This is a genomic window from Bradyrhizobium manausense (assembly GCF_001440035.1).
In the GTDB taxonomy this organism is placed as follows: domain Bacteria; phylum Pseudomonadota; class Alphaproteobacteria; order Rhizobiales; family Xanthobacteraceae; genus Bradyrhizobium; species Bradyrhizobium manausense.
The window spans coordinates 1-4,401 of the sequence record NZ_LJYG01000093.1 but is presented as its reverse complement, the minus strand read 5'-3'; the positions used below and the strand labels follow the sequence as shown (position 1 = coordinate 4,401).

Below are 4,401 nucleotides of genomic sequence, written 5' to 3'. Positions count from 1 at the left end.
CGTATCCTGCGGAGCAGTGCATCCAGGAGCTGTTCGAGGCGCAGGTGCGCAAGGCGCCGGAGGCGGTGGCGCTGGTCTATCAGGACCAGCGCGTAAGCTATGGCGCGCTCAATGCGCACGCCAACCAGCTGGCGCATCATCTGATCGCCCTCGGGGTCAAGCCGGATCAGCCGGTGGCAATCTGCGTTGCGCGCAGTCCGCTGATGGTGGTGGGGCTTTTGGCGATCCTGAAGGCCGGCGGGGCGTATGTGCCGCTGGACCCGGCCTATCCGTCGGCGCGGCTGCGCCAGGTGTTGGAGGATGCGGCGCCGCGGCTGCTGCTGACCGATGCGGCCGGCCGCGCCGCCTTGGGCGATGTGGGCCTCGATGCGAGCGTGGTGGAGCTCGATGCGGCGGCACCGGCCTGGGCCAGCCTGCCGGAATCGGATCCGGACCCGCGCGCGCTCGGCCTCACCTCCCGCCATCTCGCCTACGTGATCTACACCTCGGGATCCACCGGTACGCCCAAGGGCGTCATGGTCGAGCATCGGAGCGTCGTGCGTCTAGTGGTGGGGAACGATTTCGTTGAGATTTCGCCGCGGGACGTCTTTCTCAATGCGTCCTCACCGACATTCGATGCGGCCACGTTCGAGGTGTGGGGAGCCTTAGCGAATGGCGCAAGTACTGTGCTCTATCCTGAACGTTACGTCTCCACGGCAACGCTGGCCCGGCTCATCCGAGACCAAGGCATCAGCATCGCTTGGATGGCTGCGCGGTTGTTCGACGTCTATGTCGGGGAGGGGCGGAACACCAATGGGCTGCAGCAACTGCTGGTCGGAGGCGAAGAGGTCTCAGTCAGTTCCATCAGAGCGTGTCTGAAGCGACATCCGACGCTGCGAATCTCAAATGGCTACGGCCCGACAGAGAATACCACCTTTAGTCTCTGCTATCCGATGCCAGCTGGCCTCGATGACCAGCAACGGGTGCCACTGGGACGACCAATCCGGAATTCGGTGGTCTATCTGCTGGACGGTCATGGTGCGCCCGTTCCGTTTGGCGCCGTCGGGGAGCTCTACGTCGGTGGTGCGGGGGTGGCGCGGGGCTACCTGAACCGCCCTGAGCTGACGGCGGAGCGGTTCATCGCCAGCCCCTTTGTGGACGGCGACCGGCTGTACCGGACCGGCGACCTGGCACGCTACCTGCCGGGCGGCAATCTGGAGTTTTTGGGGCGCAACGACGAGCAGGTGAAGATCCGCGGCTTCCGGATCGAGCCGGGCGAGATCGCGGCGCGGCTTTGCGAGCACCCGTTCGTGCGCGAGGCGGTGGTGGTGGCGCACGAGGGCCCCGGCGGCGAGCAGCGTCTTGTCGCCTATGTGGTGTGTGCGCCCGAAGCAGCTTCGAACGGGCTGGATGGAAGCGAGCTTGCCGGCGCCTTGCGGGCGCACATAAGTGCGCACCTGCCGGAGTACATGGTGCCATCGGCGTTCGTGCGGCTGGCGGCGCTGCCGCTGACGGTGAACGGCAAGGTCGATCGGAACGCGCTGGCTGCGCCGGACGATGAGGCGTATGCGCATCGCGCCTATGAGCCGCCGCAGGGCGAGATCGAGACCACGCTGGCACAGATCTGGGCCGAGCTTCTCGGTGTGGAGCGCATCGGGCGCCACGACAACTTCTTCGAACTGGGCGGCCATTCCCTGCTAGCTGTGCAATTGCTCAGTCGCGCACTTGATCTTGGGCTCAAGTTCAGTGCCGCCGACCTCTTCCAAGCCCCCATTCTAAAGGAACTTGCATCAAAGACTCAATTGGAACCACAGCCCAGCAGTTCGAGAGTGATTTGTGTTCGAGCAACCGGATTGCAGCCGCCACTGTTCTTTGTTCCAACAGGTTTGGGCGACTGCTCCTATGTCCCCAGTTTGGTCCAGGAAATGGACGTCGAATGTCCTGTCTACGCTTTGCCATGGCCCCAATTCAGTGAAGTTCGAGTTCCAGATCTTAAAGAGATAGCCTCGCAAGTAAATTTGGCGATTAGAGAGATTCAGGCACGAGGTCCATATCGGTTCGCTGGATATTCATCAGGAGGAGTCTTGGCCTACGCCATTGCGCAGCAGTTACTGGATCTTGATGAAGCTGTTTCATTCATCGCTCTAATCGATGTTGTGCTACCTGCAAAACCGTCAAGTGTATCACCCACCCAAATGTTGCGAGAAGCGTTGTTGGAATCTCTCGAATTAGACGACGAGAAGTTCGAAATGCTTGAACGCTTCGCTGAACAAAGTTCAATTTCTAAGCTCTTTGAAAAGGCCCAGAAAGTTGGGGCGATCCATCTGGATCGTGATCTCGAGGACGACATTCTGACGTATGAAAGGAGCATGCAGTTTCATAGGGCGCTGGACTTATATGAGGTACCATCCCTACCGATTGAGATACATCAGTTCTATAGCAACGAGCATCTTAGCCGTCGCGCACGATCTCGCAAAAATTCAATAGATCCAGAGGGTGCGCCCCTGCGGGGTTGGGACCGCGTTCTGAGTGCGGAGGCCATTCATGCCGTGCCAATTCCGGGCGACCACGCGACTATGATGAGTGTCCCGGAGAACCGCCGAGTTCTGGCTCGACACCTATCAACGGCCCTAACAGCCGATAGACACCCCCTCCCAAGAGTAGTGGCTCATAAAATCTCAAGATCATCGCCCGGTTAACTACTGTAAGCGCTTAGCGGTCCTTCCAATTACCCATAAAGTTTTGCCCCGATCGCGGCTCCCAGTTCGATGTCGATCAGTCGCGATAGTCCGCGCCAGATCACGGTATTTCCTGGAGGCGGATCGTTGGCTCGGGCCAAGTATCCTCCGAGCCGCGCGATCTTGACGACGTAGTGGGAGATCGTGGTTCGTTGAGAGCGGTTGGCACCCCGATCTTTCGTAAGCGCTCAGCCGGAACCCTTGCTTCGGGATCTGGATATCTATGGTAAGCGGCAAAGAGACCTTCCAATTACCCACAATTTGCGGTCGATTTAGACGACGTGTCCGCGGCGAAAACTTGAATCGGCAGAATCTCTTGTGATTCGTTGTCGAGCACCTGATTCGAATTTGATGGTGCTTGGTGGGCTTGGTACTAAAGGATCTTGCGGAAGCGCGTGCTCAGCGATTGACGACCGGCATCGAGACGTGGGTTGATCGGGAAGTTGCGGGATGCGAGTTTAAGGATGAGCGGCTCGGCCGCCGATTTTGCAAGTTGCTCGGGCTGATCGGGAGCGACATGGGTCAGAGCATCCCGCTGGTTTGTCAGGACTGGGCGAACACGAAGGCCGCGTATCGCTTCTTCTCCAACGAACGGGTCAACGAGGCGGATATTCTTGGCGGCCACTTTGAGGCGACGCACGGGCGCGCGACGACAACGGAGGGGCCGATCCTTGTCCTCCATGACACGACGGAATTCAGCTTCAAGCGAGAGAAGCCGGATCTGATTGGCTTTACAGGTAAGACGGCAGGGCGCACGCAGTGCGGCATCCTGATGCATTCGAGCCTCGCCGTGACGACCGAGGGGCTTCCGCTCGGACTGGCGGCAATCAAGTTCTGGACACGCAAGAAGTTCAAGGGGACGACGGCCCTGAAGCGAAAGATCAATCCGACACGGGTTCCGATCGAGCAGAAGGAGAGCATCCGCTGGCTGGAGAATTTACGACAATCGACCGACCTTCTCGCTGCCCCTGGACAATGCGTTCATATCGGCGATCGCGAGAGCGACATCTATGAGCTGTTCTGTCTGGCCGAAGAGGTTGGAACGCATTTCCTGGTGCGAACCTGCGTTGATCGACTCGCCGGGGACGGCAATCATACAATTGCCGACGAAATGGACGAGGTCGCGGTCAAAGGTCTGCACCGGGTGGCTGTCAAGGATGACAAAGGTGATCCGGATGAAGCGCTTCTTGAAATTCGATTCCGCAAGCTTCGAATTCTGCCGCCGATCGGCAAGCAGAAGAAATATCCTGCACTCACTCTGACCGTGATCCATGCTCAAGAGCGCGGAACGCCGAAGCGGCGAAAGAAAATCGAGTGGAAGCTTCTCACCGATCTCCCGGTCCAATCGCGCAAGGACGCCATCGAGAAGCTCGAGTGGTACGCGCTGCGGTGGAAGATCGAAGTCTTCCATAAGATCCTCAAATCGGGCTGCAAGGCGGAGGAGTCGAAATTGCGAACCGCTGAGCGATTGGTCAATCTGATCGCGGTCTTCTGCATTGTGAGCTGGCGCGTCTTCTGGATGACGATGCTCAATCGCTCCACGCCGAATGCGCCGCCGCAAACGGCGCTGACGGAAACCGAAATCAAGCTTCTCGATCATTTGGTGAAAGATCGGGGTGCCAACCGCTCTCAACGAACCACGATCTCCCACTACGTCGTCAAGATCGCGCGGCTCGGAGGATAC

2 protein-coding genes are annotated in these 4,401 nt (G+C 59.1%); both read left to right on the top strand.

The annotated features are described in order from the left end of the window. Window positions 1-2,678, top strand: a 2,678-nt coding sequence (locus AOQ71_RS21655; protein WP_157083614.1) for a non-ribosomal peptide synthetase, incomplete at its 5' end; no start/stop codon positions are given. A 400-nt stretch (window positions 2,679-3,078) separates the two neighbouring features. After that, window positions 3,079-4,401, top strand: a 1,323-nt coding sequence (locus tag AOQ71_RS45255; RefSeq protein WP_057740974.1) for an IS4 family transposase, incomplete at its 3' end; no start/stop codon positions are given.